Annotated in this window: 28 protein-coding genes; 19 read left to right on the plus strand and 9 right to left on the minus strand. The window is 67.8% G+C overall.

Annotation, left to right across the window (positions count from 1 at the left end; genetic code table 11):
• Positions 1-46: 46 nt before the first annotated feature.
• From I4U41_RS09310 to I4U41_RS09320, 3 genes are all read left to right on the plus strand, one after another.
• Entirely contained in the window at positions 47-532 is a 486-nt protein-coding gene (locus I4U41_RS09310) for a DUF456 domain-containing protein (RefSeq protein WP_206860860.1), read from the plus strand.
• Between the two features lie 70 nt (positions 533-602).
• Positions 603-1,772, plus strand: a complete 1,170-nt coding sequence (locus I4U41_RS09315; protein ID WP_206861604.1) for a phospholipase A — start codon at positions 603-605, stop codon at positions 1,770-1,772.
• A 116-nt stretch (positions 1,773-1,888) separates the two neighbouring features.
• A complete protein-coding gene (locus I4U41_RS09320) occupies positions 1,889-2,845 on the plus strand; it encodes a patatin-like phospholipase family protein (RefSeq protein ID WP_206860861.1) in 957 nt (318 codons plus the stop codon).
• 382 nt (positions 2,846-3,227) lie between these two features.
• Here I4U41_RS09320 and I4U41_RS09325 read toward each other — a convergent pair whose 3' ends face one another.
• Together I4U41_RS09325 and I4U41_RS09330 are read right to left on the minus strand one after the other, a co-directional pair.
• Positions 3,228-4,784: a FumA C-terminus/TtdB family hydratase beta subunit gene (locus I4U41_RS09325; RefSeq protein WP_206860862.1), complete on the minus strand. Its 1,557-nt coding sequence runs from the start codon at positions 4,782-4,784 to the stop codon at positions 3,228-3,230.
• Between the two features lie 150 nt (positions 4,785-4,934).
• The gene (locus I4U41_RS09330) at positions 4,935-5,273 is read right to left on the minus strand and encodes a HesB/IscA family protein (protein WP_206860863.1); all 339 of its coding nucleotides are present in this window, start codon (positions 5,271-5,273) and stop codon (positions 4,935-4,937) included.
• A 117-nt stretch (positions 5,274-5,390) separates the two neighbouring features.
• Between I4U41_RS09330 and asnS the strand changes: the two genes are divergently transcribed.
• The 15 genes from asnS to I4U41_RS09405 all read left to right on the plus strand — a co-directional run bounded on the left by asnS (position 5,391) and on the right by I4U41_RS09405 (position 18,562).
• The gene (gene asnS / locus I4U41_RS09335; RefSeq protein ID WP_206860864.1) at positions 5,391-6,791 is read left to right on the plus strand and encodes an asparagine--tRNA ligase; all 1,401 of its coding nucleotides are present in this window, start codon (positions 5,391-5,393) and stop codon (positions 6,789-6,791) included.
• Positions 6,792-6,887: 96 nt separating this feature from the next.
• The gene (locus tag I4U41_RS09340; protein WP_206860865.1) at positions 6,888-7,193 is read left to right on the plus strand and encodes a hypothetical protein; all 306 of its coding nucleotides are present in this window, start codon (positions 6,888-6,890) and stop codon (positions 7,191-7,193) included.
• On the plus strand, positions 7,190-7,498 hold the full coding sequence (locus I4U41_RS09345; protein WP_206860866.1) for a hypothetical protein: 309 nt from the start codon (positions 7,190-7,192) through the stop codon (positions 7,496-7,498). Before I4U41_RS09340 ends, I4U41_RS09345 begins: the two co-directional genes overlap by 4 nt.
• Before the next feature lie 8 nt (positions 7,499-7,506).
• The gene (locus tag I4U41_RS09350; RefSeq protein WP_206860867.1) at positions 7,507-8,142 is read left to right on the plus strand and encodes an FMN-binding negative transcriptional regulator; all 636 of its coding nucleotides are present in this window, start codon (positions 7,507-7,509) and stop codon (positions 8,140-8,142) included.
• A gap of 1 nt (position 8,143) precedes the next feature.
• Positions 8,144-8,929, plus strand: a complete 786-nt coding sequence (locus tag I4U41_RS09355) for an SDR family oxidoreductase (protein WP_206860868.1) — start codon at positions 8,144-8,146, stop codon at positions 8,927-8,929.
• 119 nt (positions 8,930-9,048) lie between these two features.
• Complete coding sequence (locus I4U41_RS09360) at positions 9,049-10,473, plus strand: aldehyde dehydrogenase (RefSeq protein WP_206860869.1); 1,425 nt, start codon at positions 9,049-9,051, stop codon at positions 10,471-10,473.
• 5 nt (positions 10,474-10,478) lie between these two features.
• Positions 10,479-11,150, plus strand: coding sequence for a carbonate dehydratase (can, locus tag I4U41_RS09365; RefSeq protein ID WP_206860870.1), 672 nt, complete (start codon positions 10,479-10,481; stop codon positions 11,148-11,150).
• Positions 11,147-11,599: a RidA family protein gene (locus I4U41_RS09370; RefSeq protein ID WP_206860871.1), complete on the plus strand. Its 453-nt coding sequence runs from the start codon at positions 11,147-11,149 to the stop codon at positions 11,597-11,599. Before can ends, I4U41_RS09370 begins: the two co-directional genes overlap by 4 nt.
• A gap of 2 nt (positions 11,600-11,601) precedes the next feature.
• Positions 11,602-12,132, plus strand: coding sequence for a 3-hydroxyanthranilate 3,4-dioxygenase (locus tag I4U41_RS09375; RefSeq protein WP_206860872.1), 531 nt, complete (start codon positions 11,602-11,604; stop codon positions 12,130-12,132).
• 16 nt (positions 12,133-12,148) lie between these two features.
• On the plus strand, positions 12,149-13,159 hold the full coding sequence (locus I4U41_RS09380) for an amidohydrolase family protein (RefSeq protein ID WP_206860873.1): 1,011 nt from the start codon (positions 12,149-12,151) through the stop codon (positions 13,157-13,159).
• 10 nt (positions 13,160-13,169) lie between these two features.
• A complete protein-coding gene (locus I4U41_RS09385) occupies positions 13,170-13,538 on the plus strand; it encodes a 5-carboxymethyl-2-hydroxymuconate Delta-isomerase (protein ID WP_206860874.1) in 369 nt (122 codons plus the stop codon).
• Positions 13,539-13,542: 4 nt separating this feature from the next.
• Positions 13,543-14,832 (plus strand): kynureninase, encoded by a 1,290-nt coding sequence (gene kynU, locus I4U41_RS09390; RefSeq protein WP_206860875.1) that lies wholly within the window; start codon positions 13,543-13,545, stop codon positions 14,830-14,832.
• An 82-nt stretch (positions 14,833-14,914) separates the two neighbouring features.
• A complete protein-coding gene (locus I4U41_RS09395) occupies positions 14,915-16,282 on the plus strand; it encodes an FAD-dependent monooxygenase (RefSeq protein ID WP_206860876.1) in 1,368 nt (455 codons plus the stop codon).
• 1 nt (position 16,283) lies between these two features.
• A complete protein-coding gene (gene sbcB / locus I4U41_RS09400; protein ID WP_206860877.1) occupies positions 16,284-17,726 on the plus strand; it encodes an exodeoxyribonuclease I in 1,443 nt (480 codons plus the stop codon).
• A gap of 149 nt (positions 17,727-17,875) precedes the next feature.
• On the plus strand, positions 17,876-18,562 hold the full coding sequence (locus I4U41_RS09405) for a DUF2461 domain-containing protein (RefSeq protein ID WP_206860878.1): 687 nt from the start codon (positions 17,876-17,878) through the stop codon (positions 18,560-18,562).
• Positions 18,563-18,680: 118 nt separating this feature from the next.
• On the opposite strand, the gene cfa is transcribed toward I4U41_RS09405, so the two are convergent.
• From cfa to I4U41_RS09430, 5 genes are all read right to left on the minus strand, one after another.
• The gene (cfa, locus tag I4U41_RS09410) at positions 18,681-19,808 is read right to left on the minus strand and encodes a cyclopropane fatty acyl phospholipid synthase (RefSeq protein ID WP_206860879.1); all 1,128 of its coding nucleotides are present in this window, start codon (positions 19,806-19,808) and stop codon (positions 18,681-18,683) included.
• An 86-nt stretch (positions 19,809-19,894) separates the two neighbouring features.
• On the minus strand, positions 19,895-20,776 hold the full coding sequence (locus I4U41_RS09415; RefSeq protein WP_206860880.1) for a DUF3298 and DUF4163 domain-containing protein: 882 nt from the start codon (positions 20,774-20,776) through the stop codon (positions 19,895-19,897).
• 83 nt (positions 20,777-20,859) lie between these two features.
• Entirely contained in the window at positions 20,860-21,573 is a 714-nt protein-coding gene (locus I4U41_RS09420; protein WP_206860881.1) for a pseudouridine synthase, read from the minus strand.
• 271 nt (positions 21,574-21,844) lie between these two features.
• A complete protein-coding gene (locus I4U41_RS09425; protein ID WP_206860882.1) occupies positions 21,845-22,123 on the minus strand; it encodes a GNAT family N-acetyltransferase in 279 nt (92 codons plus the stop codon).
• Positions 22,124-22,229: 106 nt separating this feature from the next.
• Positions 22,230-22,889 (minus strand): histone H1-like repetitive region-containing protein, encoded by a 660-nt coding sequence (locus tag I4U41_RS09430; protein ID WP_206860883.1) that lies wholly within the window; start codon positions 22,887-22,889, stop codon positions 22,230-22,232.
• A gap of 206 nt (positions 22,890-23,095) precedes the next feature.
• On the opposite strand from I4U41_RS09430, the gene I4U41_RS09435 reads away from it, so the two are divergent.
• A complete protein-coding gene (locus I4U41_RS09435) occupies positions 23,096-23,278 on the plus strand; it encodes a hypothetical protein (protein WP_206860884.1) in 183 nt (60 codons plus the stop codon).
• A 111-nt stretch (positions 23,279-23,389) separates the two neighbouring features.
• Here the strand turns inward: I4U41_RS09435 and I4U41_RS09440 are convergent, their stop codons facing one another.
• Positions 23,390-23,998 carry a rhomboid family intramembrane serine protease gene (locus I4U41_RS09440; protein WP_206860885.1) on the minus strand — a complete coding sequence of 203 codons (609 nt, stop codon included), beginning with the start codon at positions 23,996-23,998 and terminating at the stop codon, positions 23,390-23,392.
• Positions 23,999-24,019: 21 nt separating this feature from the next.
• Complete coding sequence (locus tag I4U41_RS09445) at positions 24,020-25,651, minus strand: POT-type proton-dependent oligopeptide transporter (RefSeq protein ID WP_206860886.1); 1,632 nt, start codon at positions 25,649-25,651, stop codon at positions 24,020-24,022.
• Positions 25,652-25,813: the final 162 nt, after the last annotated feature.

The following is a 25,813-nucleotide window of genomic DNA, read 5'->3' on the forward strand; positions in this document are numbered from 1 at the left end:
AAAATGCAATCCGGGCAAAGTGGGTGTCGGCAAGGGGTATAGAACGATGGATTTTCAGGTGCTCTGGTACGTCCTGGCGGGGGTGCTGGTACTGGTCGGCGTGGCCGGTACCGTGCTGCCCGCCCTGCCCGGCCTGCCGCTGGTATTCGGCGGCATGCTGCTGGCCGCCTGGGCCGGAAATTTCCAGCACGTGGGCTGGTTCCCGCTGGTGATCCTGGGGTTGTTGACGGCCGTGTCGGTGGTCATCGATTTCCTCGCCACCGCCGTCGGCGCCAAACGCGTCGGCGCGAGCCGGCTCGCCGTCGCGGGCGCGATGGTCGGCACCTTCGCGGGCCTGTTCTTCGGACCCATCGGCCTGTTCACCGGGCCGTTCCTCGGGGCGCTGGGCGGCGAACTCCTTCACGGTCGTGAAGTGCGCAAGGCGGCGAAGGTCGGCTTCGGGACCTGGCTGGGCATCGTGCTGGGCGTGGTGCTCAAGCTCGGCCTGGCATTCGCAATGGTCGGACTGTTCGCGCTGGCCTGGATTCTCTGACCCTTCATCTTCCGCCGTGTTGCGATGCGACACTGGCCGGCATTCCTCCCCCAGCGAGTCCCCCATGCCGATGCACTGGCACGAAGCCCCGCGCGATCGCCCTTCCCTCGTCCGCCACAGCCTGCTCCTGATCGCCGCCGCCTCGCCCGCCGCGGCGCTGGCGCAGGCACCCGCCACGCCGGCCACGCCGGAGGCCTGCGTGTCGATCAACGTCGATTCCGACCGGCTGGCCTGCTACGACGCCGCGCTCGGCCGCGCCGGTCGGGACACCCGTGGCGCGGACATCGCGGCGAAGGAAGCCAGGGCGATCCAGCAGAACCTCGAACTGGCCGAGGAAGTGGTGCCCGGCACCGCACCGCCCGCGGCCGGCGGCGACCTGTATCCGATGGAGGACACGCTCCAGCGCGCCATCGCCAACGCCGGCAAGGGTTCGCTGCTCGACAGCCGGTGGGAACTCGCCAAGGACTCCAAGCTCGGCGTCTTCAACTTCCGCGCCTACAAGCCGGTGTACCTGCTGCCGGCCTTCTGGACCACCGACACGAACCAGACGCCGACCTCGCCCAATCCGAACAACACGGTGACCACGCCGCTGGAAGTCGATGCGCTCGAATCCAAGTTCCAGCTCAGCTTCAAGACCAAGGCGTGGGAGAACATCTTCGGAGACAACGGCGACCTGTGGCTGGCCTACACGCAGTCTTCGCGCTGGCAGGTCTACAGCCCGGAAACCTCGCGCCCGTTCCGTGAGACGAACTACGAGCCGGAGGTCATGCTGACCTTCCGCAACAATTACCGCCTCGGCGGCTGGAACGGCCGGCTGCTCGGCATCGGCGTGAACCACCAGTCCAACGGCCGCGCCGATCCGCTTTCGCGCAGCTGGAACCGCGTGATCGGCATGATCGGCCTGGATCGCGAGAACTGGGCGCTGACCGTGCGCCCGTGGTGGCGCGTCGACGAAAGCGCCAGCGAGGACAACAACCGCGACATCGAGGACTACGTCGGCCGCGGCGACGCAACGCTGGTGTACGTGCACGGCGGGCACCAGTTCTCGCTGATGGGCCGGCATTCGCTGCGCGGCGGCGACCGCTCGCACGGTGCGGTGCAGTTCGACTGGGGTTTCCCGATCAGCCGCAGCCTGCGCGGCCACGTGCAGGTGTTCGACGGCTACGGCGAGAGCCTGATCGACTACAACCATCGCGCGACGTACATCGGCCTGGGGATTTCGCTGCTGGAGTGGTACTGAACGGAACCCGCATCGCGCGCGCCTGATCGCACGTGGCGTGCGCCTTGTCGCAATCTGGGCGAACGGGCTGTCCCATCATGGCGATCCTTGGAGATCGCGTGCAGGGAGAAGCCACGATGGACATGCGACGCATCCTGTCGCTCGACGGCGGCGGCATTCGCGGGCTGGTCAGCTGCCTCTGGCTGGCCGGCGTCGAGGACGCACTGGTCCGCGCGGGCAAGCCCGGACTGCTGAAGTCGTTCGACCTGCTCGCCGGCAGTTCGACCGGCGCGATCGTCGGCTGCGGGCTGGCGGTCGGCCTGTCGCCGGCGCAGCTCGCCCAGCTGTACCGTCAGCACCGGCACATGATCTTTCCCGGCATGGCGCAGCGGCTGTGGTCGCGCGCCGGGCGCATGTTCACGCAGGGCGTGTCGGCACCGCGCTACGACGCGAAGGGGCTCGAGGACGTGTTGCAGGCGGTGTTCGGCGACACGCGGCTGGGGCAGTCGAAGATCCCGCTGCTGATCACCAGTTACGACACCATCGCGCGCAAGCCGATCGTGTTCAAGAGCTTCAAGCCCGAACACGCGGACCTGCGGATGTGGGAGGTCTGCCGCGCCTCGTCGGCGGCTCCGACGTACTTCCCCGCGCACGCGATGACGGTGGAAGGACGCAAGCGCGCGATGATCGACGGCGGCGTGGTCGCCAACAATCCGACCGCATGCGCGATCGCCGAGGCGATGCGCAAGGACGCGCGCGTGGACAGTGCGCAGAACCTCGTCGTGCTGTCGGTCGGCACCGGCGAACGCAGCCGTCCGATCGACCTGAAATCCGCGCAGGAATGGGGCGCGGTGGAATGGGCGATCCCGATCATCGACGTGCTGTTCGACGGCAACACCGATGCGGTGGACTACATCGCACGGCATCTCATCGGCGATGGCTATTTCCGTCTCCAGGCGGAGCTGCTCACCGGCCTGGACGACCTGGACGACGTGAGCGAGACGAACGTCGCGGCGCTGGAGGCGATGGCGACGGATTACCTGCTGCGCGAGGAGACGCGGAAGACGCTGGCGGGGCTGGTGGCGCGGGTGTAGCGGTCAGGGCTGCTTCGCGTTCACGGGCGCTGTTCCGCGCACGAGGAACCGTCATTCCGCTTGGGGAACCGTTATCCCGGCAAGGCCGGGCTCCAGCTCTTGTAGCCCGGGTAAGCGAAGCGCACCCGGGAGCTGTCACGCTTGACCCGGGTGCGCTTCGCTTACCCGGGCTACAAAACCCCGAAGTAGCCGTCATTCCGGCGAAGGCCGGGATCCAGGCTGTCGCGCGATCCGCAACATTCGTCATTCCAGCGAAAGCTGGAGTCCAGCTTGGTCTCCGCCGCGGGAAACTGCACATCGCGAGTGCGCCCGCATCGCGCGCCCCTACCCTCACCCCAGCCCTCTCCCGGGGGAGAGGGCTCAAGCGTCCGCTCGGGCGGGATTACTCCACCACCACCGGAATCTTCCCGATCCGCGCCTGCCACTCGCGCGGCCCCGTCTTGTGCACCGATTCGCCGGTCGAATCCACGGCGACCGTCACCGGCATGTCCTGCACTTCGAACTCGTAGATCGCTTCCATGCCCAGGTCCCCGAAGCCGACGACCTTCGCCGCCTTGATCGCCTTGGACACCAGGTACGCCGCGCCGCCGACCGCCATCAGGTAGGCCGAGTGGTGCTTGCGGATAGCCTCGATCGCGGCCGGGCCGCGCTCGGCCTTGCCGACCATTCCGAGCAGGCCGGTCTGGGCGAGTACCTGCTCGGTGAACTTGTCCATGCGGGTGGCGGTGGTCGGCCCGGCGGGGCCGACGACTTCATCGCGCACCGGATCGACCGGGCCGACGTAATAGATGAAACGGCCGCGCAGATCGACCGGCAGCGGCTCGCCCTTGTTGAGCATGTCGACCATGCGCTTGTGCGCGGCGTCGCGGCCGGTCAGCAGCTTGCCGTTGAGCAGCAGCACTTCGCCCGGCTTCCAGCTGGCGACGTCTTCTTTCGTCAGCGTGTCCAGGTTCACGCGACGGCCCTTCGACGCGTCGTAGGTGAGCTCCGGCCAGTCGGCCAGCGACGGCGGATCGAGCATCACCGGGCCGCTGCCATCCAGCGTGAAGTGCGCGTGGCGCGTGGCGGCACAGTTCGGGATCATCGCCACCGGCAGGTTGGCCGCGTGCGTCGGGTAATCCTTGACCTTGATGTCGAGCACGGTCGTCAGGCCGCCCAGGCCCTGCGCGCCGATGCCGAGCGCGTTGACCTTCTCGTACAGCTCCAGGCGCAGTTCCTCAGCGCGGTTGGACGGGCCGCGCGCCTGCAGGTCGGTGATGTCGATCGGCTCCATCAGCGATTCCTTCGCCAACAGCATCGCCTTCTCGGCGGTGCCGCCGATGCCGATGCCAAGCATGCCCGGCGGGCACCAGCCGGCGCCCATCGTCGGCACGGTCTTCAGCACCCAGTCGACGATGGAGTCGGACGGGTTGAGCATGGCGAACTTGGACTTGGCTTCCGAACCGCCGCCCTTCGCCGCGACGATCACGTCGACCTTGTTGCCCGGCACGACCTTCACGTTGACCACGCCCGGCGTGTTGTCCTTCGTGTTGGTGCGCTTGCCGGCCGGATCGGCCAGCACGGAGGCGCGCAGCTTGTTGTCCGGGTGGTTGTACGCGCGGCGCACGCCTTCGTGGACCATGTCCTCGACGGACATCGTGGCGTCGTCCCAGCGCACGTTCATGCCGATCTCGAGGAACACGGTGACGATGCCGGTGTCCTGGCAGATCGGGCGATGGCCCTCGGCGCACATGCGCGAGTTGATCAGGATCTGGGCGATGGCGTCCTTCGCCGCCGGCGATTCCTCGCGCTCGTAGGCGGCAGCGAGGTTCTTGATGTAATCGACGGGGTGGTAGTAGCTGATGTACTGCAGGCCGTCGGCGATCGACTGGATCAGGTCTTCCTGGCGGATCGAGACGGGCTGGCTGGCGGCGAACGGCTGCGTTGCGGTGTTGCTCACGGCGGGCGTGCTCTCGGCGGGCTTGCTGGCGGCGGAACCGCCATTCTAGCCCGTCGGGCCCGTCGGGCCCGGCGGCCCCCGTCGTGGATGCGTCCGCGCGGCCGGAACGCTGCGTCCGGCCGGACGTCCCGGGGCTCCGGGACCGCTGGATCAGGCCGCGTCGGCCTTGGTGGTGAAGCTCTCGCCGCAGCCGCATTCGGCGGTGACGTTCGGGTTGCGGAACAGGAATTGCTCGCCCAGGCGCTGCTTCACCAGGTCGATCTGCGTGCCGTCGACCAGAGGCAAGCTCAGCGCGTCGACGTAGATGCGCACGCCGTCCTGCTCGAAGATCGTGTCGTCGGCGCCCTGCGAGCGCGCCAGGTCGGCCTTGTACTGCCAGCCCGAACAGCCCGTGCGGGTCACGCCGAAGCGCAGGCCGATCGCGTCGGGGGATTCGACGAGATAGCGCTGGACACGGTCGAGAGCGGCGGGAGCGAGGGTGACGGCCATTCGGGGACTCCGGCTACATCAATGAGTTACGACAAGGGATTATAGCGACGCGATGCCGGACGTTCGGTAAACTCCGGCCTTTCCCCACATTGGCCCGGAACGGGCAGGATTCAAGGCATGACGGTGGTCAGCGTCGAACAGGCGCTCGCGGGCAAGATCCCGGCGGGTGGCGAAGTCACGGTCCGCGGCTGGGTACGCACCCGGCGCGATTCCAAGGCCGGGCTCAGCTTCGTCAACGTCAGCGACGGCTCGTGCTTCGCGCCGATCCAGGTCGTCGTGCCGGCCGAGCTGGCCAACTACGAATCCGAGGTGAAGCGCCTCACCGCCGGCTGCGCGGTGGTCGCCACCGGCACGCTGGTGGCCTCGCAGGGCCAGGGCCAGGCGTTCGAGATCCAGGCCAGCCGGCTGGAGGTCGTCGGCTGGGTCGAGGACCCGGAGACCTACCCCATCCAGCCCAAGGCGCACTCGCTGGAATTCCTGCGCGAAGTCGCCCACCTGCGCCCGCGCACGAACCTGTTCGGCGCCGTCACGCGCATCCGCGACTGCCTGGCCAAGGCCGCGCACCGCTACTTCCACGAGAACGGCTTCTACTGGATCTCCACGCCGATCGTGACCACGTCCGACGCCGAGGGCGCCGGCCAGATGTTCCGCGTCTCCACGCTCGACATGGCGAACCTGCCGCGCGATGAGAAGGGCGAGATCGATTTCAGTCGCGACTTCTTCGGCAAGGAAACCTTCCTGACCGTGTCCGGCCAGCTCAACGTCGAGGCGTACGCGCTGTCGCTGAGCAAGGTCTACACCTTCGGTCCGACCTTCCGCGCCGAGAACAGCAACACCACGCGCCACCTGGCCGAATTCTGGATGATCGAGCCGGAAATCGCCTTCGCCGACCTGGCCGAGGACGCGCGCGTCGCCGAGGAATTCCTGAAGTACATGTTCCGCGCCGTGCTCGCCGAGCGCGCCGACGACATGGCCTTCATCGCCGAGCGCGTGCAGAAGGACGCGATCACGCGCCTGGAGTCGTTCGTCAACGCGCCGTTCGAGCGCATCGAATACACCGACGCGATCAAGCTGCTGCAGAAGGCCGACCGGAAGTTCGACTTCCCGGTCGAATGGGGCCTGGACCTGCAGACCGAACACGAACGCTGGCTCACCGAGGAACACGTCGGCCGCCCGGTCGTGGTCACCAACTACCCCGAGCACATCAAGGCCTTCTACATGCGCCTGAACGACGACGGCAAGACCGTCGCCGCGATGGACGTGCTGGCGCCGGGCATCGGCGAGATCATCGGCGGCAGCCAGCGCGAGGAGCGCCTGGACATGCTGGACGCGCGCATGGCGCAGTTCGGCCTGGACCCGGCGCACTACGCCTGGTATCGCGATTTCCGCCGCTACGGCACCGTGCCGCACGCCGGTTTCGGCCTCGGTTTCGAGCGCCTGGTCGTGTACGTGTGCGGACTTTCCAACATCCGCGACGCGATCCCGTACCCGCGTGCGCCGGGGCATGCGGAGTTCTGATCGAAGCCGTGATTCGTGATTCGGGATGGGTGATTCGTAACAGCACACCGCCCGCCTTTCGAATCACGAATCACGAATTACGAATCACGGCAATCAATGATCCTCTTCTTCTCCCTGCTCTTCGTCGCCATCGCCATCGCCGGCTTCTGCGCGTTCGTGATCTTCTGGCCGCTGTCGCTGGTGCACATCCGCGACCGCCATCCGCAGCTGCAATCGCAGCTGGGCGAAGGCGCGTTCGCACGGCCGTCGGCTTGGCGCTGGCTGCTGCGTCGCGGTTACCTGACGGCGAACGACGGCAACCTCAACGGTCTGGCGAGTCCGGCGCGGATCTCGCTGCTGACCATCATCGGCGGCCTGGTGTGCGCCGCCCTGCTCTGGCTGCTCGCGGTGGTGATCGGATGAACGACAACGTCAACGACCAGTGGTGGATCGCGACCATCGGCCGCACCGTGATCTGGGCGCGCCTGCGCGTGCTCGATGCGGGCACCGCCGAGGTGCTCGACAGCGACGGCATCAGCCAGCCGTACGACAGCGAGGACAGTGCGCGCGCCGCACTGATGGATGCGGAGTTCGTCGCGCTCGACGGCCTCGATGAGGACGATGCGCGCGAACGCGGCTTCTCGCTCGACGAACTCGCGCCGCCCAGCGGCGAAGGCCTCGAGGTGCTGCGCCCGCAGATGGTCCAGCAGCTTCCCTTGCGCCACTGAGCGACCGCATGTACCTGCCCCGCGCCTTCGCCGAACACGATCTCGAAGCGCTGGACCGACTGGCGCGACGCGATCGCTTCATCACCCTGATCACCGTGCGCGATGGCGAGCCGACCGTCAGCCACCTTCCCGTGCTGTATCGACGCAACGGGAACGGCGTCGAACTGAACGGCCACTGGGCGCGCTCCAATCCGCAGGCGACGCACGCCGGCCCCGCGCTGGCGATCTTCCACGGCCCGCACGCCTACGTCTCGCCCGGCTGGTATCCCGACAAGGAAGCCGCCGCCCGCGTACCGACGTGGAATTACGCGGTCGCGCACCTGCGCGGCACCTTGTCGACGTTCGACGACGAGCGCGCGCTGGCCGACGTCGTCGACGGACTGAGCATCGACCACGAAGCCACCGTCGGCGGCGACTGGCGTTTCGAATTCGAACGTGACGATCTTCGCCGGCAACTGCGCGGCATCGTCGGTTTCCGCTTCGTCGCGGACGAGATCGCGCTGAAGTTCAAGCTCAGCCAGAACCACCCCATGGGCAATCGCGAATCGGTGGCTTCGCAGCTGGCAGCGCAATCGCGCGAAGCCAGCCGCGAGACCGCGGCATTGATGCGCGACCGCATGGCCATCGAATCCAAGGGAGACTGACGTGGACCTCGACCTCACCGGAAAGCACGCGCTGGTCTGCGGCGCCAGCCAGGGCATCGGCCTCGCGGCGGCGCGGGCGCTGTCCGAACTCGGCGCGAACGTCACCCTGCTCGCGCGCCGCGAAGAGCGCCTTCGCGAACTCGTCGGCACGCTCGCGTCCGACAAGGGCCAGACACACGGCTGGATCGCCGTCGACAGCGCCGACACCGATACCTTGCGCACGAAAGTGCAGGCGATGGTGTCCGCCACGCCGGTGCACGTGCTGGTCAACAACAGCGGCGGCCCGCCGCCCGGCCCGGTGCACGGCGCCGAGATCGCTGCGTTCGAAGCGGCCTATCGCCAGCACCTCATCGCCAACCACGTGCTCGCCGAAACCGTCGTGCCCGGCATGGAGCGCGATGGCTACGGCCGCATCGTCAACGTCATCTCGACGTCGGTGAAGGAACCGCTGCAAGGCCTGGGCGTGTCCAACACCACGCGCTGGGCGGTGGCGAGCTGGGCCAAGACGCTGGCGACGGAACTCGCGCCCAGGGGCATCACCGTCAACAATGTGCTGCCGGGTTCGACCGAAACGCCGCGCATCGAGCAGATCATCGACAACACGTCGGCCAAGACCGGCCGCAGCCGCGAGGACGTGTTCGAGAAGATGGTGTCGGAAATCCCGATGCGCCGCTTCGCGAGGCCGGAGGAAACCGCCGCGGCGATCGCTTTCCTGTGTTCGCCGGCGGCCTCGTACATCACTGGCGTGAACCTGCCGGTGGACGGCGGACGGACCCGGTCGCTGTGACGTGAAAGCCCTTCCCTTCAAGCGAAGGGTCGGGGCGGATGGTGTTCCGGACCGGCGGCAAAGTGCGGGACACCACCATACTGATCAGCACGTCCCACCCGCACTGTTAAGCTAGCCCCATGCGCCTTCGCCACTTCATCGCCGGTGAACCACGCGAGCCGACGTCGGGTCGGTGGGGCGAAGTGTTCGATCCGGCGAACGGCAAGGCCTACGCAGACGTCGCGCTCGGCGATGCCGCCGATGTCGACGCCGCGATCGGCGCCGCCGAAGCCGCCTTCCCCGCCTGGTCCGCCCTGCCCCACAGCGAACGCTCGCGTTGGCTGGAGAAACTCGCCGACGCGCTGGAAGCCAAGCTCGACGACTTCGCCCACGCCGAATCGCGCGACGGCGGCAAACCCATCAAGCTCGCCCGTGAAGCCGAGATCCCGCGCGCGATCAGCAACCTGCGCTTCTTCGCGCACGCGGCCACGCAGTTCGCCAGCGAATCGCACCACGGCCAGGCCGGCCTGAATTACACGCTGCGCCAGCCGCTCGGCGTGGTCGGCACCATTTCGCCGTGGAATCTGCCGCTGTACCTGTTCACGTGGAAGATCGCGCCGGCGCTCGCGGCCGGCAACACGGTGGTCGCCAAGCCGTCGGAAGTGACGCCGGTAACGGCGACGATGCTGGGCGAACTCGCGGCGGAAATCGGCTTTCCCAAAGGCGTACTCAACATCGTGCACGGCTTGGGTCCAGACGTCGGCGAACCGCTGGTCACGGATGCACGCGTGAAGGCGATCTCCTTCACCGGCAGCACGGCCGTGGGCCGCCGCATCGCCGGCATCGCGGGTCCGCTGCTGAAAAAGGTGTCGCTCGAACTCGGCGGCAAGAATCCGACGCTCGTCTTCGCCGACAGCGATTGGCGCGATCACCTCGACACGCTGGTCCGTTCGGCGTTCCAGAATTCCGGGCAGATCTGCCTGTGCGGTTCGCGCATGCTGGTCGAACGCGGCATCTACACCGAGTTCCGCGACACGCTGGTCGAACGCGCGCAGCAGCTGCGCGTGGGCGATCCGATCGACGAGGACAACCAGCTCGGCCCGCTCGTGTCCCGCGCGCACTTCGACAAGGTGATGAACGCGTTGCAGCGTGCGCGCGAGGAAGGCGGCAAGGTGCTGTGCGGCGGCGCGGCGCTCGATCGCCCCGGCTGGTTCGTCGCGCCGACCGTCATCGAGAACCTCGGCCCGGACTGCGCGAGCAATCGCGAGGAAATCTTCGGCCCCGTCGTGACCTTGCAACCGTTCGACACCGACACCCACGCGCTCGCGCTCGCCAACGCGGGCGACTACGGCCTCGCAGCGTCCATATGGACGCGCGACCTGCGCCGCGCGCATCGCCTGGCCGCGCAGCTGCGCGCCGGCATGGTCTGGATCAACACCTGGCTGCAACGCGACCTGCGCACGCCGTTCGGCGGCTCGGGCGCGTCCGGTCTCGGCCGCGAAGGCGGCTTCGAGGCCATGCGGTTTTTCACCGACGCCAAGAACGTCGGCCTGCAACTGGATTGAATTGGATGACAACCAACCCGCTGTCCGAACTCATCGAGAAGAACCGCGAATGGTCCGAACGGATCCAGCGCGAAGACCCCGGCTTCTTCCAGCGCCTTTCGCTGCAGCAGGCGCCGGAATACCTGTGGATCGGCTGCTCCGACTCGCGCGTGCCCGCCAACCAGATCATCGACATGGCGCCGGGCGAGGTGTTCGTCCATCGCAACATCGCCAACGTCGTCGTGCACACCGACCTGAACTGCTTGTCGGTGATCCAGTTCGCGGTGGACGTACTGAAGGTCAAGCGCATCCTCGTCGTCGGCCATTACGGTTGCGGCGGCGTGCATGCGGCCTTGCATGGCCATCGCGTCGGGCTTGCGGACAACTGGCTGCGCCACGTGTCCGACGTGGCCGACAAGCACAACGGCTGCATCGGACACGCGCACGAAAGCGAACGCCACGACCGTCTGTGCGAACTCAACGTGATCGAACAGGTGCAGAACGTGTGCCTGACCACGATCGTCCGCGACGCATGGACGCGCGGCCAGGAGCTGTCGGTGCACGGCTGGGTCTACAGCCTGCGCAACGGCCTGGTGCACGACATGGGCATCAACGTCGATTCGTACGACTCGCTCGACGCGCTGTACAAGGGCGCGATCGAGCGCGTGAACGGCTTCCGCGGGGATTCGCCGCGATGAACGACGTCATCCGCGCCGACGCCGCACCGAGGCCCGTGGGCCAGTATCCGCATGCGCGGCGCGTGGGCGAGCTGCTGTTCCTGTCGGGCATCGGCCCGCGCGATCCCGCCAGCAACGCGATCGTCGGCAACGTGCACGACGCGGACGGCCGGCTGATCGCGTACGACATCGACGCGCAGACGCGCGCGGTCTTCGCCAACGTGCGCACGGTTCTCGAAGCCAGCGGTGCGCGCTGGGAGGACCTGGTCGACGTGACCGTCTACCTCACCGACATGGCGCGCGACTTCAAGGCCTACAACGCAGTGTGGGCCGAGTATTTCCCCGACATCGACACCGCGCCGTGCCGCACCACGCTCGGCATCACCGCGTTGCCGACGCCGATCGCGATCGAACTCAAGTGCACCGCCGTCGTGCGCGGCGCGCCGTCCTCCTCTGGAGCATCGGAGTAACCATGCTGCCCGGCCCGATCAACCTGCACGCCTGGATCGAGGAACACCGCCATCTGCTCAAGCCGCCGGTGGGCAACAAGGTGATCTACGTCGGCGACTTCATCGTGATGGTCGTCGGCGGCCCGAACCAGCGCACCGACTACCACTTCGACGAAGGCGCCGAGTGGTTCTACCAGCTCGAAGGCGAGATGGTGTTGCGCATCCAGGAGGACGGAAAGGCGCGCGACATTCCGATTAAGGCCGGCGAGATCTTCCTGCTGCCGCCGCGCGTGCCGCATTCGCCGCAGCGCATGCCGGAGTCGATCGGACTGGTGATCGAACGGCGCCGCCGCCCCGAAGAACTCGACGGCCTGATGTGGTTCTGCGAACGCTGCAACCACAAGCTGTACGAGGAGTTCTTCCCGTTGCGCAACATCGAAACGGATTTCCCGCCGGTGTTCGACCGCTTCTACGCCTCGCGCGAACATCGCACGTGCCGTGAGTGCGGGCACCTGAACCCGGCGCCGTCGAAGTACGTGATGCCGGATACCTGAGGACGCACCATCGCGCATGCTGAAGATCGACACCCACGCCCATTACCTTCCGCGCGACTGGCCCAACCTGGCGCGCAAGTACGGCGACGACCGTTTCCCGGTGATCCACCACACCGAGGACGGGCGCCACCGCATCTACAAGGACGGCAAGTTCTTCCGCGAGATCTGGTCGAAGACCTGGGACCCGCAGGAACGCATCGACGATTACGCGCGCTTCGGCGTGCAGGTGCAGGTGATCAGCACCGTGCCCGTGATGTTCAGCTACTGGGCCAAGCCGCACCATGCGCTGGAGCTGCACCAGGCGCTCAACGAGCACATGGCTGAAGCCTGCCGCGAATACCCGCGCCATTACGCGGGCATCGGCACGGTGCCACTGCAATCGCCCCGACTGGCGATCCAGGAACTGGAACGCTGCATGGACCAGCTCGGCCTGCAGGGCGTGCAGATCGGCAGCCACATCAACGACTGGAACCTCGACGCGCCGGAGCTGTTCGATTTTTTTCAGGCGGCCGGCGAACTCGGCGCCGCGATCCTCGTGCATCCGTGGGACATGATGGGCGCGGCGACGATGCCGAAGTACTGGCTGCCGTGGCTGGTCGGCATGCCGGCGGAGCAGTCGCGCGCCGCATGCTGCCTGATCTTCGGCGGCGTGCTCGAACGCGTGCCGAACCTGAAGGTCTGCATGGCGCACGGCGGCGGCAGTTTCCCGTACACGATCGGCCGCATCGAACACGGCTTCAACATGCGGCCGGACCTCGTCGCCACCGACAATCCGCGCAATCCGCGCGAATACCTCGACCAGCTGTTCTTCGATTCGTGGGTCGCCGATCCGCGCGCGTTGCGGTACCTGCTCGATACCTGCGGCGTGGATCGCGTGATGCTCGGCACCGACTACCCCTTCCCGCTCGGCGAACAGGAACCCGGCGCCGGCATCGCCGCGCTCGAGCTGACCGATGCCGAGCGCGCGCGCCTGTACCACGGCACCGCGCTGGAATGGCTGGGACTCTCGATGGCGCGGTTCGCCTGAGGCCACGCATATGCCGCATGTCACGCTGCAGTACACGGTGAACCTCGCGGAATTCAATCCGACCGCGGCGCTGCGCGCGATCAACCAGGGCCTCGCCGACAGCGGGCATTTCGACGAGCACGCCATCAAGAGCCGCGCATTGCGCCTCGACGATTACCGCGTCGGCACCGCCGATACCGGCCGTGCGTTCATCCACGTGCAGCTGAAGGTGCTCCCCGGTCGCGACGATGCCACGCGCAAGGCGTTCGCCGAGACCATCATCGCCGCGCTCTCGTCCGTGCTCACGGACTGCCCGCCGTCCACGCAACTGTGCGTCGAGGTCGACGAACTCGACGCGCGCACCTACACCAAGCGCGTGATCGACGCGCCCAACGACTGACCCGATGACCGACCTGTACTCCGATTCCCACGCCCTCGCGCAGGACGCCGCCGACCCGTTGCGTTCGATGCGCACGCAGTTCCTCATTCCACGACACGACGGCGCCGACCAGGCGTATTTCGTCGGCAATTCCCTTGGATTGCAGCCGCGCGGCGCGCGAGCGCACGTCGAGGAGGTGCTGGACAAGTGGGCGCACGAAGCGGTCGAAGGCCACTTCACCGGACAGGCGCAGTGGATGCCGTATCACGAGCTGGTACGCGAATCGCTGGCGCGACTGGTCGGCGCGAAGCCGCTGGAAGTGGTCGCGATGAACACGCTCACGGTGAACCTGCACCTGATGATGGTCAGCTTCTACCGCCCCACGCGCGAACGGCCCGCGATCCTGATCGAGGCCGGCGCGTTCCCGTCCGATCGTTACGCGGTGGAATCGCAGATCCGCTTCCACGGCTTCGACCCGGCGACCGACCTGATCGAAGTGCAGCCCGATCGCGAGGACGGCACGACATCGATGGAGGCGATCGAACACGCAATCGCGTCGAACGCTGCACGCGTCGCCCTCGTGCTGTGGCCGGGCGTGCAGTACCGCACCGGACAGGCGTTCGATCTGGCGCGCATCGCACGACTGGCGCACGAGCACGGCGGGGTGTGCGGTTTCGATCTCGCCCACGCGGTCGGCAATCTCGAACTCGCGCTGCACGACAGCGACGCGGACTTCGCCGTGTGGTGCCACTACAAGTACGTCAACAGCGGGCCGGGCGCGGTCGCGGGCTGCTTCGTGCACGAGCGTCACGCGCACAGCGACGTTCCGCGCTTCGCCGGTTGGTGGGGGCATGAACAGGGCACGCGCTTCCGCATGGGCCCGCACTTCGTGCCGACGCCGGGCGCCGACGGCTGGCAGCTGAGCAATCCGCCGATCCTCGGCATGGCGCCGCTGCGCGCGTCGCTGGAGCTGTTCGACGCCGCCGGCATGCCGGCGCTGCGCGCGAAGTCGCTGCGCCTTACGGGATATCTCGAAGCGCTGATCCGCCAGCGCCTGGACGGCACGCTGCAGATCATCACGCCCGCGGATCCCGCGCAACGCGGCTGCCAGCTGTCGCTGCGCGTGATCGGCGGACGCGGTCTCACCGGCCGCGACGCGGGGCGCGCACTGTTCGATTACATCGCCACCAGGGGCGTGCTCGGCGACTGGCGCGAACCCGACGTGATCCGCATCTCGCCGGCGCCGCTCTACAACACGCATGCGGATGTGTTGCGGTTCGTGCGGGCGGTCGAAAGCTGGCGGGACGATCGTTGAGCGCTTTGCCTTCGTACGATCCTGCGGTGGGCTGGCAGTTGGATTCCCGCCTGCGCGGGAGTGACAGCATTAGGAATGGAACGTGACGACATCCGACAACCGCCACATCACCCTCATCGGAGCCGGCCTCGCGGGCGCGGTCCTCGCCACGTTGCTCGTGCAGCGCGGCTGGCGCGTGGACGTGTACGAGAAGCGAGGCGATCCGCGCGTTCAGGGCTACGGCGGCGGGCGCTCGATCAACCTCGCGCTGGCCGAACGCGGCCGCCACGCGCTGCGACTCGCGGGCGCCGACGACGCCGTGATGGAGCACGCGGTGATGATGCGCGGGCGCATGGTGCATTTCCTCGACGGACGCACCGACCTGCAGCGTTACGGCCGCGACGACAGCGAAGTGATCTGGTCAGTGCACCGCGGCGAACTCAACGTTGTCCTGCTCGACATCGCCGAACGCGCCGGCGCGCGATTGCATTTCGATCGCGGACTGTCTGACGTCGACTTCGACGCGCGAATCGCGACCTTCACCGACCCGCGCGACGGCAGCACGCACCGCGCGACGTTCGAATCGCTGGTCGGCGCCGACGGTGCGGGCTCGGCGCTGCGCGCGGCGATGGCGAAGCAGGTCGGTCTTGGCGAACGTACTGAGTCGCTCGGGCATTCGTACAAGGAACTGGAGATCCCACCCGCGCCGGACGGCGGCTTCAGCATCGAACCCAACGCACTGCACATCTGGCCGCGTGGCCGCTACATGTGCATCGCGCTGCCGAACGACGAACGCACCTTCACCGTCACCCTGTTCCTGCCGAACGAAGGCGACCCGAGTTTCGCGAACGTGCACGACGGCAAAGACGCACGCGCGTTGTTCCAGCGCGATTTCGTCGACGCGCTGCCGCTGATTCCCGATCTCGAGCGCGATTTCGAACGCAATCCCACCGGCATCCTCGCGACGCTTTACCTCGACCGCTGGCATCTCGACGGCCGCGCCGTGCTGCTCGGCGACGCCGCGCACGCGATGGTGCCGTTCCATGGGCAAGGCATGAACTGCGCGTTCGAGGACTGCGTCGCGCTCGCCGAACAGCTCGACGCGCACACCGATCGCGCGGCGGCGTTCGCCGCGTTCCAGGCCGACCGACTGCCCAATGCGCGCGCGATCCAGCAGATGGCGCTGGAGAACTACCTGGAAATGCGCGATCGCGTCGACGACGACGATTACCTGCTGCAGCGCGCGCTCGAACGCGCCCTCGCCGAACGTCATCCCGAACGCTTCATGCCGCGCTACGCGATGGTGACGTTCCACCGCATCCCGTACGCGGTGGCGTTCGAGCGCGGGCGGCAGCAGCGCGAGCTGCTGGTCGAACTCACGCGCGGTCACGATTCCCTCGACACGCTCGACTGGACTGCGGTCGATGCGGTCGTGCGCGAACGCCTGTCGCCGCTGCCCGTGGACGCGTGACGTGGCGGGCAGTTTTCTTTTCTACGACCTGGAAACCTTCGGCGCCGATCCGCGCACCAGCCGCATCGCGCAGTTCGCGGCGATCCGCACCGATTGCGACCTGAACCCGATCGAGACGCCGATCAGCGTCTTCGTGCGTCCCGCCGACGACCTGCTGCCCTCGCCCGGCGCGACCATGGTCACCGGCATCACGCCGCAGCACGCATTGCGCGAAGGCATGGGCGAGGCGGCGGCGTTCGCGTTGATCTTCGAGGAAATGGCGCGGCCGGAAACGTGCTCGGTCGGCTACAACTCGCTGCGCTTCGACGACGAGTTCGTGCGCCACGGTCTGTTCCGCAACTTCTTCGATGCGTACGAACGCGAGTGGCGCGGCGGCAATTCGCGTTGGGACCTGCTCGACGTGCTGCGGCTCGCGCATGCCATCCGGCCCGACGGCGTGGCGTGGCCCAGACGCGAGGACGGCGCGACCTCGTTCAAGCTGGAGCATCTGGCCGAAGCCAACGGCGTTCGCATCGGCGACGCGCACGAGGCGCTGTCGGACGTGCGTGCGTTGATCGGCCTGGCGCGCGCGCTCAAGACCGCGCAGCCGCGCCTGTGGGATTACGCGCTGCGCCTGCGCGACAAGCGCTATGCGTCGAGCCTGCTCGACACGATCGCGATGAAGCCCGTGCTGCACGTCTCGCAGCGCTTCCCGGCGAGCCGGCTGTGCGCCGCGCCGGTGCTGCCGGTGGCGTGGCATCCGCGCATCGACAGCCGCGTGATCGTGTTCGATCTGGAACAGGATCCCGAACCGCTGTTGCACCTCAGCGCGGAAGGCATCGCCGAACGCCTGTACGTGCGCGCGATCGACCTGCCCGAAGGCGAATCGCGCATCGCCTTGAAGGAAGTGCACACCAACCGCTGCCCGGCGCTGGTCGCGTGGGATCACCTGCGCGGCCCCGATTTCGATCGCCTGTGCATCGATCCGCTGCTCGCGGAGGAACGCGCCGCGCGCATCCGCGAGGCCGGCCCGGCGCTGGTGGAAAAGGTGCGACAGGTCTTCGCCGTCGAGCGCGAGCGCCTGCCGTCCGACGTCGATGCCTCGCTGTACGACGGCTTCATCGGCGATGGCGACAAGCGCCTGCTCCCGCAGGTGCGCACGACGCCGCCGGAAGCGCTGGGGCTGGCGGAATTCCCCTTCCGCGACGCGCGCCTGCCGGAGATGCTGTTCCGCTACCGCGCACGCAACTGGCCGGAAACGCTGGACGCGGAAGAATGGGCGCGCTGGAACGATTACCGCCGCTGGCGGCTGTACGACGAATCGGGCGCGTCGGAATACAGCTTCGCGCGCTATGCGGAGGAGATCGGCATGCTGCGGGCCCTCCACGCGCAGGACACGGCGAAACAGGTATTGCTCGATCAGCTGGAGGCATGGGGCCGGGAGATCGCGGCGAGCCTGCGATAGCCGAGGGACGCGCAGGAACGAGTGCCAAGGAACGAAGCCAGGAGGCGCTCCTCGCCTGTCTCGTTTCTCGTTCCTCCATTCCCGTCCCTCGCTTCAAGCCCCCCAGCCGAGCACCCCAGACAGATCCGAGATTCCCGGAACAACGCACCATGGCCACCTATTTCAGCGAAGCAAGTTTCAAGTTCCTGCGCGGCATCGCGCGCAACAACGATCGCGTCTGGTTCCAGGCGCACAAGGCGGACTACGACGCGCACGTGCGCGAGCCGTTCCAGCGGCTGCTGACCGATCTCCAGCCGGTGCTCGCCGGCGTGAGCCCGCACTATCGCGCCGAGCCCAAGGGGCTGGGCGGTTCGCTGTTCCGCATCCAGCGCGATACACGCTTCGCCAACGACAAAACGCCCTACAAGACCTGGCAGGGCGCGCGGCTGTTCCACGAGCGCGGGCGCCAGATCGAGGCGCCGTCGTTCTACGTGCAGATCCAGCCGGGCAACTGCTTCGTCGGCGCGGGCCTGTGGCATCCGCAGCCGGACACGCTGCGTCGCGTGCGCCATTTCATCCTCGACAATCCAGGCAGCTGGAAGGCCGCCGCGCACGATGCGAAGTTCCGTCGCCGCTTCGACCTGGACGACAGCGAGGTGCTCACGCGCATGCCGCGCGGATTCCCCGACGACTTCGAGTTCGCCGGCGACCTCAAGCGCAAGAACTTCGTGGCATATCGGATGATCGAGGACGCCACGATGATGGGGCCGCGGTTGTTGAAGACGCTCGAGACGGATCTGGGCGGGATGGCGAAGTTCGTCGACTACCTGTGCGCGGCGCTGGATCTTGAGTTCTAGCGCGGTGGTGACCCCGGTGTTGTAGCCCGGGTAAGCGCAGCGCACCCGGGGAACGCTGCCACACCCGATGCCTCCCCGGGTGCGCTTCGCTTACCCGGGCTACAAGAGCTACAGCTAATTACCTGGGCGCCACATATCCGCCCGGAACGCCTTTCGGCGACAGCACCAGCTGCCACAGCTGCGAATGCCGGCTGCGGAACGTCGCCATCGACGCGGACAGATAGAACCGCCACATCCGGCGGAAGCGCTCGTCGTAGCGGGCGTCCAGCTGGGGCCATGCGCGTTCGACGTTCGCGCGCCACGCCTGCAACGTGCGGTCGTAGTCGGCACCGAAGTTGTGCCAGTCCTCCAGCACGAACAGCCCCTCGCTCGCCTGCGCGATCTGCGCGGCCGACGGCAGCATCGAGTTCGGGAAAATGTACTTGCCGATCCACGGATCGGTATGGCTCACCGAGCGGTTCGTGCCGATGGTGTGCAGCAGGAAGATGCCGTCGTCGCCGAGGCAGCGATGCGCGAGTTTGAAGTACGTGCGGTAGTTCTTCACGCCGACGTGTTCGAACATGCCCAGCGAGAACGCGCGATCGAAACGCTCGTCGAGTTCCCGGTAATCCTGCAGGCGGATCTCGATCGGCAACCCCTTGCACAACTCGCGCGCAAAGGCCGCCTGCTCGCGCGAGACGGTGACGCCCACGCCGCTGACACCATAGCGCTCGGCCGCGAACTTCAGCGCCTCGCCCCAGCCGCAGCCGATGTCGAGCACCTTCATGCCCGGCTGCAGCCCGAGCTTGCGGCAGACCAGATCGAGCTTGGCTTCCTGCGCGTCGTCGAGGTCCTCCAGCCGCCGGCCTTCGCGGTCGCGCCAGTAGCCGCAGCTGTAGACCAGGCGCTTGCCGAGCATCGCGCGGTACAGGTCGTTGCCCAGGTCGTAATGGCGCTCGCCCACTTCGAAGCTGCGCCGGCGGCTCTGCAGGTTGGTCAGGCGCGCGCGCAGCGCGTCGATCATGACGCCGAGCCCGCGCACCTTCTGGTCCAGGTTCGCGGCGAGCAGCCGGTACAGCAGCCCGTCGAGAGACGGCACGCGCCACCAGCCGTCCATGTACGACTCGCCCAGCCCGAGCGAGCCCTGTGCGAGCACGCGCGCGTAGAGGCGATCGTCTTCGACGTGGAGATCCCATGGCCGGTCGCCATCGAGGCGGACATCGGCCAGCGACAACAGGGCTTCGACCCGACTGCGCAATGCGGACATGGCGGCTCCGGCGGGGTGGACGTCGATGTGCGTCCGGCGCCGAGGCCGGACGGTGACGATCCTAGCAGGGAGCAGGAGCCGCCCCGCTAACGCGCCGGGGGCGGCGGGTTCGAGACGGGGGGCGCCGGCGCGGCGGGCGGCACGGCGAACAGCGGCCGGTATTCCGGGGCCAGATGCGGCGCGAGCACGTCCACCGGCACCTCGACCGTCTGCGTGCCGTCCGAATACGGCCCGACCTGGTAGGGCGCGAACACGAAGCGCAGCCCGGCCAGGCGCCCGTCCGGCGCCGCGATCGGTTCGAACAGCGCGAAGTCCGAGGGGTCGGGCTGGGTTCCGTCGTCGATCATCTTCGAGGCGTTCTGCACGACCTGGGCGCGTTCCTCCGGCGGCAGGTCGTCGGCGTCCACGCGCTGCGAGAGCGCGGCGTGGAGCTGTTCGCGCACGTGGTCGGAAATGGCGGTCCAGCCTTCGGAGGACGGGATCAGCTGCTGCGCCGTGAGCATGCGGTTCTGCTTCGGCAGCCACACGAAGCGCGCGATCAGCGGCGCTCCGTGCGCGCCGCCGGTGTAGCTGCTGCCGTCGGCGGCGACGGCGACGACGTCCGGCGTGTGCATCAGTTCGGTGAAGCTGAGCGACAGGTCGTACGGCGCGCTGGTCGCGCCGCCCGGTTGGCTGCGCGCCTTGGCGGCTTCGACCAGATCGTTGCGCGCGGTGTCGGCGTACTTCTTCAGTTCGGCGGCGAGGCCCGGGTACTGCTCGGCGGACACCTGGTAGCTGATGCCGACGATGTAGTCCGACGTGGATTCGGACACGTCTTCCAGCTTCACGCCGGCCGGCGCGACGATCGCGGGCTCGCCGGGCGCCTGGGCAGGCGCGCCGGGGGTGGCGGCAGGAGTGGCGGGCTGGGGTTCCCGCTTGCACGCGGCGAGCGCCGCGGCCAGAGCACACAACAGGAGCAGTCGCTTCATGGGCAATCCCTTGTCATGCGCCGCAGGTTAGCGGCGGCGGCGTGATGTTCGAATCACGCCCGGCTAACGATCGCCGTCGACGATCACCAGTTCTCGCGCTGCGGCAGCAGTCCGCGCAGTTCGGCGTCCGTGAGGTTGCGCCACTGGCCGGGCTTGAGGTGCCCGAGCTTCACGTTGCCGATCCGCACGCGCAGCAACTGCTTCACGCGGAAGCCGAAATGCGCGGCCATCAGGCGGATCTGCCGGTTCAGGCCCTGCACCAGCACGATGCGGAAACCGAACTTGTTCAGGCGTCCGGTTTTGCACGGCAGCGTGGTCTGGCCGTGCACCGGCACACCGCGCGCCATGCCGCGCAGGAATTCGTCGGTCACCGCGTGGTTCACCGCGACCAGGTATTCCTTCTCGAGCTTGTTCTCGGCGCGCAGGATCTCGTTGACGATGTCGCCGTTGCTGGTGAGCAGGATCAGGCCTTCGGAATCCTTGTCGAGGCGGCCGATCGGGAAGATGCGGCGTTCGTGGCCGACGAAATCGACGATGTTTCCCTTCACCGTCGACTCGGTCGTGCAGGTGACGCCGACCGGCTTGTGCAGCGCGATGTAGACGTGCTGGCGCTTGCCCTTGGCCGCGACGCGCACCTTCAGAGACTGGCCGTCGACCAGCACCTCGTCGCCCTCGCCCACCTCGGCGCCGACGCGGGCGCGCAGGCCGTTGACGGTGACGCGGCCTTCGGCGATGAGGCGATCGGCCTCGCGCCGCGAGCAGAAGCCGGTGTCGCTGATGTGCTTGTTCAGGCGCATGCGCGTTGGCGCCTGGGCGGCGCGGGTGTCGGGGGACGGGGCGCGAATGCTGTCACACCTTGGCCTCTCGCGCACGCCGCAACGGGCGCCGGGCGTGAAAGGGCCGGAAGAGCGGCGTTCCCGGCGGGCTGTCGAAAACCGGCGCCTGCCGCCGCGGAAGCGCCGCTTCCGGCCCTGGGAGCGCAGGAACGAGCGCGGAAGAGTCAGAAACGGGCAGGAACGACCGCTCGTTTCTCCTCGTTTCTCGTTCCTCTTTTCCCGTTCCTGGCCTCTAGACCAGCAACTGGTTGTATTCCGGATGCCGCTCCACCCACGCCGCCGCGTAGCTGCAGCGCGGATGCACGTGCCAGCCCTGCGCCTTGGCGTATTCGAACGCCGCGCGCACCAGTTGCCCGGCGATGCCGCGACCACCGATCGCGTCCGGCACGCCGGTGTGCATGATCTCCATGCGGTTGCCTTCGCGGCGGTATTCGAGCAGCGCGACCTCGCCGTCGACGTTGGTGGAGAAAACACCGGAAGCCGGATCGTGCGCGATTTCGTGCGTGGTCATGGCGTGGCCCGCGGAAAGGAAGCGCCATCATCGCGTGCAGGCGCGTGGCGCGGAAGCGTGGCGTCCACGGAGGTGCGCGCTCGCCGCATGGGCACGGACGCGCGCCTCAGCGCGCGTCGCGTTTGCCCTGGTTGCGCCGGTCCTGGGCGCTGATGTGACCCTGGTTGCCCTCCAGGCGGATCTCGGCGTTGTGCAGCTCCTGGGCTTTCTCGGCCGCGCTGTCGGACATCGCGCCCGGGTGCCCGCCATGGCCGTGGTTCGCCTCGAACTGCTGCCACGGCGGCGCCTGCTGCTCGCGTTCCTGCTTGGCGGCGAGCAGCTCGCGGGTGTTGGCCAGCGCCTGCTCGGGGGTGATCTTCTGCCGACGCCCGGCGCCGGCGGCGCGACGCGGCGTTCGGCGTGCGGTGCCTTCGGCGGCGGTCTTGCGGGCCGGCGCCTTGCGGGCACTCGCGGCCTGCTTCGCGGTGGCCTTGCGGGCGGAGGCCTTCTTCGCAGCGACCTTCTTCGCGGCCGACTTGCGGGTCGCGGCAGCCTTCTTCGCCGGGACCTTCTTCGCTGCGGCCTTCTTCGTTGCGGTCTTCCGCGTCGCGGCCTTCTTCGGCGCGGCTGTAGTCGTGGTCTTCTTCGCGGTCTTCTTCACCGCCTTCCTGGCGCTCGCCTTCTTCGCGGTCGCCTTCTTCGCGGCGGTCTTGCGCGCGGTCTTCTTCGCCGTCTTGCCGGCCGCCTTGCGGGCCGTGGTCTTCTTGCCGGCCTTCCTCATCGCCATGCCTGGACTCCTGGCGTCATCGGGAGGTCCGGCTTACCACGGGCGGCATTCATGCCGGGTGAGCGCCGCCCCGCGTCAGCCCCGGCCAACGCACGGCGGCGGCTTATGACGGACTGCGTCACCTTCGGGCGCGCAAACCCGCTTGCAGACGTATGGCACGGAATCTGCGTGATCGATTACCGGAAATGCGCCACGGAGGACACCCCATGACCGTGCATCACCTGACGACGAACCACCTCAGCGACGACGCCCTGATGTCCCGCCTGTACGAGCTCGCACGCAGCGGCCGTCAGACGACGGAAACCGCCCAGATCGACGCCGAAGTCTATTCGCGGCTGCTGCAGACCTACGGCGACGCCGAGGCCGACACCGCGCGCGTCGCGGCCTGACCGCCGCACTCCGGGCTCCGGCGAGGAGCCCTCCGACACGGTTCGAATGCAGGCGATCGAAACCGGTCGATCCGCGCTCGGCCGAACCCGTGACTTGGAGCCGCCCCGGCATCAGCCCCCGAACGAGGGGCTCATCAACCGCTGCAGGAAATACGGGCCGATGCGCGGCTCCATCAGCAGCATGAACAGCACGCCGTACAGCGCGCCCGACAGGTGCGCGCTGTGGTTGATGTTGTCGCCGCCGCGCTTGTCCATCCAGATCGAATAGGCCACGTACGCCACCGCGTACAGGATGGCCGGCATCGGCAGGAAGAACACGATGATCAGCGACCACGGCGACAGCAGGATGAAGGCGAACAGCACCGCCGACACCGCACCGGAGGCGCCCAGGCTGCGGTAGTGCGCGTCGTGCCGGTGGCGCAGGTACGTCGGCAGGATCGCGATGACTATCGCCGACAGGTAGAACAGCACGAAGCCCAGCGGCCCGATCAGCTTCGCCATCACCTCCTCGATCTGCCGGCCGAAGAAGTACAGCGTGATCATGTTGAACAGCAGGTGCGACCAGTCGGCGTGGATGAAGCCGTGGGTCACCAGGCGGTCGTACTGCTTCTTACGGTCGATCGCCGGCGGCCACAGGATCAGGCGGTCCAGCAGCGCCGGCCGCTGGAAGGCGAGCCACGACACCAGCACGGTCACGGCGATCAGGGCGAAGGTCAGCATCGGTTCGGGTTCCGGTCTGCGTCAGGTGCGGCGGTAGTTGTCCTGCATCGGGTAGCGCCGCGCGTAGAGCGCGAACGCCGCCGCCGCGAGGAAGGCGAAGCCGGCGAAGAAGAACATCAGGAAGGCGTTCTCGCTCAGGCCGGTGGCGTCGATGTGCGACATCACCGCCTCGTTGCGCACGCCCGCGTTGGTCAGCAGCACCCACAGGCTGCCGAACGTACTGGCGAGGTACCAGAAGGCCATGATCACGCCCTTCATGGCCTGCGGCGCCTGGCTGTAGGCGAATTCCAGCGCGGTGGCCGACACCAGCACCTCGCCGAGGGTCAGCAGCGCGTACGGCAGGATCTGCCATGCCAGCGAGACCGGGTCGCCGCCGTCGATCCACAGCTGCAGGATGCCGGCGATGATCCAGGCCGCACCGGAGAATGCGATGCCCGCGCCCATGCGGCGCAGCGGCGTGGGGCTGAAGCCCATCCGCTGCAGCGCCGGGTACAGCACCAGGTTGTTGAACGGGATCAGCAGCATCACCAGCGCCGGGTTGAGCGCCTGCATCTGCGCGGCGTCCCGCACGATGAAGCTCGGCCACCACCAGGCGTCATGCGGCATCGCCATCTGGTTGCCCTGCAGCACCCAGGTCGAGGCCTTCTGGTCGAACAGAGACCAGAACGGCGTGGTCAGCGCGAACACGATCAGGATGCGCAGCACCGCGCGCACGCCGTCCACGGCGGCGTCGGGATGCGTGCCGCGGGCGCGGTCGAGCTGCATCGAGGTGCCGATGCCGCCGAAAGCGATGATCACGCCCAGCGCGAGGCAGGCCGAGATGACGAAGCCGAACGATTCCGGCCACCACGACAGCCCGACCGTCGCGTGGACCGCCCAGCCCAGCAGCAGCCCCACCGCGAGCGCGAAGCCGGCCATCGCCACCAGGTAGCCCCCGCGCCCCTGCCCCGGCGCCTGCTTCATCAGCGCGGTGCGCGCCACGTGCAGGAACGAGTCCGGATCGGACGAGGCCGGCGGCACGTTGACGTACTGCCCGCGGCCCAGCCAGAAGATGAAGGTCGCGATGAACATCAGCGCGCCCGGGATGCCGAACGCCACCGCCGGTCCCAGCTCGCGCAGGAAGATCGGCATCAGCAGCGAGGCGAAGAAGCTGCCGAAGTTGATGATCCAGTAGAAGGCGTCGAAGACCTTGCGCGCCAGGTGCTTGTTGGTCTGGTCGAACTGGTCGCCCACGAACGACACCACCAGCGGCTTGATGCCGCCCGAGCCCAGCGCGATCAGGAACAGGCCGGTGTAGAAGCCGGTGCGGTGGTTCTCGAACAGCGCCAGGCACGCATGGCCGGCGCAGTAGATCAGCGAGAACCACAGCACCGTGCGGTATTTGCCGAAGAAGCGGTCGGCCAGCCAGCCGCCCAGCAGCGGGAAGAAGTACACGCCGATGACGAAGGTGTGGAAGACCTCCTTCGCCATGCCCGCGCGCTCGGCCTCGGGCAGGTAGGCCAACAGCACGCTGCTCGCCAGGAACTGCACCAGGATGTTGCGCATCCCGTAGAAGCTGAAGCGCTCGCAGCCTTCGTTGCCGATGATGTAGGGAATCTGGCGCGGAAGCCTGGAGCTGCTTTCGGCCGGGGCTGCGGTCGCGGGAATCGTCATCCGGTTCTGCCTGTGCTCGTGATCGCCGCGCCCGGTTCGCCCCGGCGGGACGGCGCCCACCACGCGATCGCCCGGCGACGGGCAAAAAACAGGCGGAGCTCACACTCCGCCGTGCCCGGAGAGTAGCAAGGGGGGCGCGGCAAGCGAAGTGCTGATCCTGTT

Source organism: Lysobacter changpingensis (assembly GCF_017308985.1).
Lineage (GTDB): Bacteria > Pseudomonadota > Gammaproteobacteria > Xanthomonadales > Xanthomonadaceae > Lysobacter_J > Lysobacter_J changpingensis.

What these genes read in the sequence shown, in the direction of transcription:
- I4U41_RS09315 (WP_206861604.1), top strand. Translation starts at nt 603, where the DNA reads ATGCACTGGCACGAAGCCCCGCGCGATCGCCCTTCCCTCGTCCGCCAC.
- I4U41_RS09360 (WP_206860869.1), top strand. Translation starts at nt 9,049, where the DNA reads ATGCGCCTTCGCCACTTCATCGCCGGTGAACCACGCGAGCCGACGTCG.
- I4U41_RS09310 (WP_206860860.1), top strand. Translation starts at nt 47, where the DNA reads ATGGATTTTCAGGTGCTCTGGTACGTCCTGGCGGGGGTGCTGGTACTG.
- I4U41_RS09385 (WP_206860874.1), top strand. Translation starts at nt 13,170, where the DNA reads ATGCCGCATGTCACGCTGCAGTACACGGTGAACCTCGCGGAATTCAAT.
- I4U41_RS09380 (WP_206860873.1), top strand. Translation starts at nt 12,149, where the DNA reads ATGCTGAAGATCGACACCCACGCCCATTACCTTCCGCGCGACTGGCCC.
- I4U41_RS09425 (WP_206860882.1), bottom strand. Translation starts at nt 22,123, where the DNA reads ATGACCACGCACGAAATCGCGCACGATCCGGCTTCCGGTGTTTTCTCC.
- I4U41_RS09320 (WP_206860861.1), top strand. Translation starts at nt 1,889, where the DNA reads ATGGACATGCGACGCATCCTGTCGCTCGACGGCGGCGGCATTCGCGGG.
- I4U41_RS09340 (WP_206860865.1), top strand. Translation starts at nt 6,888, where the DNA reads ATGATCCTCTTCTTCTCCCTGCTCTTCGTCGCCATCGCCATCGCCGGC.
- I4U41_RS09420 (WP_206860881.1), bottom strand. Translation starts at nt 21,573, where the DNA reads ATGCGCCTGAACAAGCACATCAGCGACACCGGCTTCTGCTCGCGGCGC.
- I4U41_RS09440 (WP_206860885.1), bottom strand. Translation starts at nt 23,998, where the DNA reads ATGCTGACCTTCGCCCTGATCGCCGTGACCGTGCTGGTGTCGTGGCTC.
- I4U41_RS09445 (WP_206860886.1), bottom strand. Translation starts at nt 25,651, where the DNA reads ATGACGATTCCCGCGACCGCAGCCCCGGCCGAAAGCAGCTCCAGGCTT.
- I4U41_RS09435 (WP_206860884.1), top strand. Translation starts at nt 23,096, where the DNA reads ATGACCGTGCATCACCTGACGACGAACCACCTCAGCGACGACGCCCTG.
- asnS (WP_206860864.1), top strand. Translation starts at nt 5,391, where the DNA reads ATGACGGTGGTCAGCGTCGAACAGGCGCTCGCGGGCAAGATCCCGGCG.
- I4U41_RS09415 (WP_206860880.1), bottom strand. Translation starts at nt 20,776, where the DNA reads ATGAAGCGACTGCTCCTGTTGTGTGCTCTGGCCGCGGCGCTCGCCGCG.
- I4U41_RS09370 (WP_206860871.1), top strand. Translation starts at nt 11,147, where the DNA reads ATGAACGACGTCATCCGCGCCGACGCCGCACCGAGGCCCGTGGGCCAG.
- I4U41_RS09430 (WP_206860883.1), bottom strand. Translation starts at nt 22,889, where the DNA reads ATGGCGATGAGGAAGGCCGGCAAGAAGACCACGGCCCGCAAGGCGGCC.
- I4U41_RS09330 (WP_206860863.1), bottom strand. Translation starts at nt 5,273, where the DNA reads ATGGCCGTCACCCTCGCTCCCGCCGCTCTCGACCGTGTCCAGCGCTAT.
- kynU (WP_206860875.1), top strand. Translation starts at nt 13,543, where the DNA reads ATGACCGACCTGTACTCCGATTCCCACGCCCTCGCGCAGGACGCCGCC.
- I4U41_RS09405 (WP_206860878.1), top strand. Translation starts at nt 17,876, where the DNA reads ATGGCCACCTATTTCAGCGAAGCAAGTTTCAAGTTCCTGCGCGGCATC.
- I4U41_RS09345 (WP_206860866.1), top strand. Translation starts at nt 7,190, where the DNA reads ATGAACGACAACGTCAACGACCAGTGGTGGATCGCGACCATCGGCCGC.
- can (WP_206860870.1), top strand. Translation starts at nt 10,479, where the DNA reads ATGACAACCAACCCGCTGTCCGAACTCATCGAGAAGAACCGCGAATGG.
- cfa (WP_206860879.1), bottom strand. Translation starts at nt 19,808, where the DNA reads ATGTCCGCATTGCGCAGTCGGGTCGAAGCCCTGTTGTCGCTGGCCGAT.
- I4U41_RS09375 (WP_206860872.1), top strand. Translation starts at nt 11,602, where the DNA reads ATGCTGCCCGGCCCGATCAACCTGCACGCCTGGATCGAGGAACACCGC.
- I4U41_RS09350 (WP_206860867.1), top strand. Translation starts at nt 7,507, where the DNA reads ATGTACCTGCCCCGCGCCTTCGCCGAACACGATCTCGAAGCGCTGGAC.